This is a genomic window from Amycolatopsis sp. SID8362 (assembly GCF_010550475.1).
In the GTDB taxonomy this organism is placed as follows: Bacteria; Actinomycetota; Actinomycetes; order Mycobacteriales; family Pseudonocardiaceae; genus Amycolatopsis; species Amycolatopsis eburnea.
The window spans coordinates 1-3012 of sequence record NZ_JAAGNB010001383.1; the positions used below are offsets into that span (position 1 = coordinate 1).

The window sequence follows — 3012 nt, forward strand, 5'->3', positions numbered from 1 at the left end:
CCGCCGCCCGCTTCGGCCGTCGCCACGGCGGGCTCGGCGCCGACACTGCCGCCGCCTCCGATGTCACCGCCGACGTCGACACCGCCCGGGGCGCTGAACCCGCTCGCCCCGCCACCGGCCGCTTCGCTGCGCGTGAAGCCCGGGTCCGGGTTGGGCGGCGCCGGGTCCTTCGTCAGCGGGGTCTCGGCCTTCGGGTCGTGCTTGATCTCCGAGCCCGCCGGGTCGGTCTTGCCGTCGCCCTTGCCGTCCGCCTTGAGGTCGTCGGCCTTGGGGTCGTCCTTCTCGTCCAGCGTGTAGGTGGTCGGCTCGCCCTTGCCGTCGTCGACGGTCACGATCGTCGGGCCGTCGGGGCCCTCCGGCCGCTCGGCCGTGATCTTGAGGTTGCCGTCCTGGATGTGGATCTTGCCGTCCGGGCCCGGCTTGTAGCTGCCGTCGGCCGAGGGCTGCCCCTCCTTGCCGGCCTGGCTGCCCTGCGGGCCGAAGCTGCCGTCGGCCTTGGCGCCGTCCTTGCCGTCCTTGCCGGCTTCGGCCTTGTCGTCGTCACCCCAGTCGAGGTGGTAGTCCTTCTTGTGGCCGTGGCCGTCGTCCACGGAGATGTCCTGCTTGCCCTCCTTGTCGGGCTCGGACATCTCGATCGTGTTGTCGCCCTTCTTGACCGACACCGTGTCGGTGTCGTCCATGTCCTTGATGGCTTCGCCGGTCTTCGGGTCGATCGGGTACGGCTCGCCGGTCTTCGGGTCGACTTCGAGGGGCTTGCCGGTGATCGGGTTCTTGCCGTCTTCCGGCTTCGCGTGGTCGTCGGTCTTCGGCGGCTCGGTCGCCGACGGCGTCGTGCCGCCACCGCCGGTGCCGCCCCCGGTTCCCCCACCGGTGCCGCCGCCGGTCCCGCCGCCCGTGCCACCGCCGGTGTTGCCGCCCTTGTCGCCGCCCCCGGTGTTGCCGCCCTTGTCCCCGCCCTTGTCGCCGCCGCCGTCGTTCTTCGCCTCGGTCAGCTGGTTGCGGTAGCCGTCCATGTACCGCGCGAGCGCGCCGAACTGCTGGTCGATGGTGTCCTTGGCGGTCTTGCAGGAGCCGTCGAAGGCGTTGATCAGGCCCTTGTACTCCCGCGCGAAAGCACCGTCGCGCCAGTAGCGGGTGACCTGGCGGCCGTATTCGATGTTCTCGTCGTTGAAGCCGCAGTCGTCGTTCTGCAGGCGCTCGGCGAGGTTCGACGGGTTGTTGTTCTTCGCGTTGACCGCGTCGATCCAGCTCGCGACCTTCATGAAGTCGTCGAACTCCTCGGTGTCGCCGTTGGCGATCTTGAGGACGTCCTTCGCCATCGGGATGTCGGCTTCGGCGATCACCGGGCGGTGCAGCTGCAGGACCTCGTCGACCTTCTTCTTGACGGCGTCGAAGACGTGCGTCACGGTCTGCGGGATCAGCTTCGCCGCGCCGTCGATCTGCTGCGAAAGCTCCTTGGCGTGCGGCTTGATCGTCTCGTCGTACTTGATTTCCGCCGCGTTGGCGCCCTTGCCCTTCCATTCCCCGAAGAGGGTCTGGAGCTCGGTGTCGCTCTTGGTCAGCGTGTCCTCGACGACCTTGTGCGCCTTGGTCAGGTCGTCGGCGTCGGAAAGGAACTTCTGGTACTGGATCCCGCGGTTCTCGTGGAACTTGTCCTTGAGCTCCGTCTGGGAATTCTTCTTCTCGCCCTCGCCGCCCTTGATCTGGTTCCAGACCTCGTCGGTCCACTTCGCGAGCAGGTCGACCGCGACGTTGCCCTGGTCGAGCTGCTCGTCGGAGCTCTTCGCGCCGACCCCCAGCGTCGGCGTGGTGATCCCGTCCAGGTTCTTCTTCGCCTGGTCGCGCTCGTCGGTCTGGCGCTGGTGTTCCTGGTTCTTGGCCGCCGACTCCGTCTTCGCTTCCTTGACGATGTCGTCGGTGTCGTCCGAATCGAACGGGTCGTAATTGCCGCCGTCGTCGGAGTAGTTCTCGATGTACTTCTTCGCGTACTCTTCTTCTTCGTCGTTGAAGTTGAAGGTGTTGCGGTCGTACTCCTCCATGAGCTTGGTCTTCGTGTCCATGGAGACGTTCGGGTCATCGAGGACCTTCTTGATTTCCGCCCAGTCAGCCATCAGCGGTTACCCCCGGCCTGGTTCGCCTGCGCGCCGGCGTTCGCTTCCTGCGCGGTGTACTTGGAGCCGGCCGTCCCGATCCCGCTGCCCAGGTTCATGAGGGCGTTCGACAGCCCCGTCATGCCCGCGCCGATCTCGTCCATCCCGGCCTTGTACTTGCCGAAACCCTCCTGGTGCACGCGGCCGAAGTCGGCGGCGGCGATCTCGGTCGGCGCGACCTTCTTCGCTTCGGCCGCCGGGTCGTCGGCGGCGTCCGCGAGGCGGATTTGCGCCCGCGTCATCGCCTCCGAACTCGCTGCATACCCGTCTGGCATGGTCGCTGCCCCCTTCGATCCCACAGTCACTGGCTCGGGTTTCAAGACTGTGACGCGCCCGGCCGCCATTCGGTGCCGTCGCAGATGCACACAGAGTCTAGCGGCCGGTCCCGCGCCCTACCTGGGCTTTGCCGAACTGGCCCGTCACCCGGTCGGGCGTTGCGCGGCGACCGCCTCGGAGATCACCTCGGCGACGCCGCGGACGTCCACCAGCCGGTCGAGCTCGTCGAGGTCGACCGAGACGCCGTAGGTCACCTCGACGCGGGAGAGCAGCTGGATCCGCTGCCGGGACGTCATCCCGAGCTCGTCGAACGGCGTCGTGTCGGTCAGCCGCTCGGGCGGGATCTCCAGCGCGAAGCAGATGGTGCGCTTGATCTCGTCGACGTAGGTGCCCGGGTCAGCCATGCCGCCCATTCTCGCCCCACCAGCGGTCGCGGGCCGCGGCGCGGGCCACCTTGCCGCTGGAAGTGCGCGGCACCGAGCCCGGCGGGACCAGCCACAGCGCGCGCAGCGGCAGGTCGTGTCCCGCCGAGACGGCCCGCCGCACGGCCTTCTCCACGGACTCGTCCGGGGCCGCGCAGCCGGCC

General features: G+C 68.4%; 3 protein-coding genes and 1 pseudogene. All 4 read right to left on the reverse strand.

Annotated elements, in window-relative coordinates; genetic code table 11:
• The coding region (locus G3I65_RS42515; RefSeq protein ID WP_160701110.1) for a WXG100 family type VII secretion target at nt 1-2111 on the reverse strand (2111 nt) is incomplete at its 3' end.
• Entirely contained in the window at nt 2111-2392 is a 282-nt protein-coding gene (locus G3I65_RS42520) for a hypothetical protein (RefSeq protein WP_125307459.1), read from the reverse strand. The genes G3I65_RS42520 and G3I65_RS42515, both read right to left, overlap by 1 nt.
• 177 nt (nt 2393-2569) lie before the next feature.
• The gene (locus G3I65_RS42525) at nt 2570-2830 is read right to left on the reverse strand and encodes an acyl carrier protein (RefSeq protein WP_125307460.1); all 261 of its coding nucleotides are present in this window, start codon (nt 2828-2830) and stop codon (nt 2570-2572) included.
• Nucleotides 2823-3012, reverse strand: a pseudogene (locus tag G3I65_RS42530) (fatty acyl-AMP ligase); the annotation flags it as partial. The pseudogene G3I65_RS42530 and the gene G3I65_RS42525, both read right to left, overlap by 8 nt.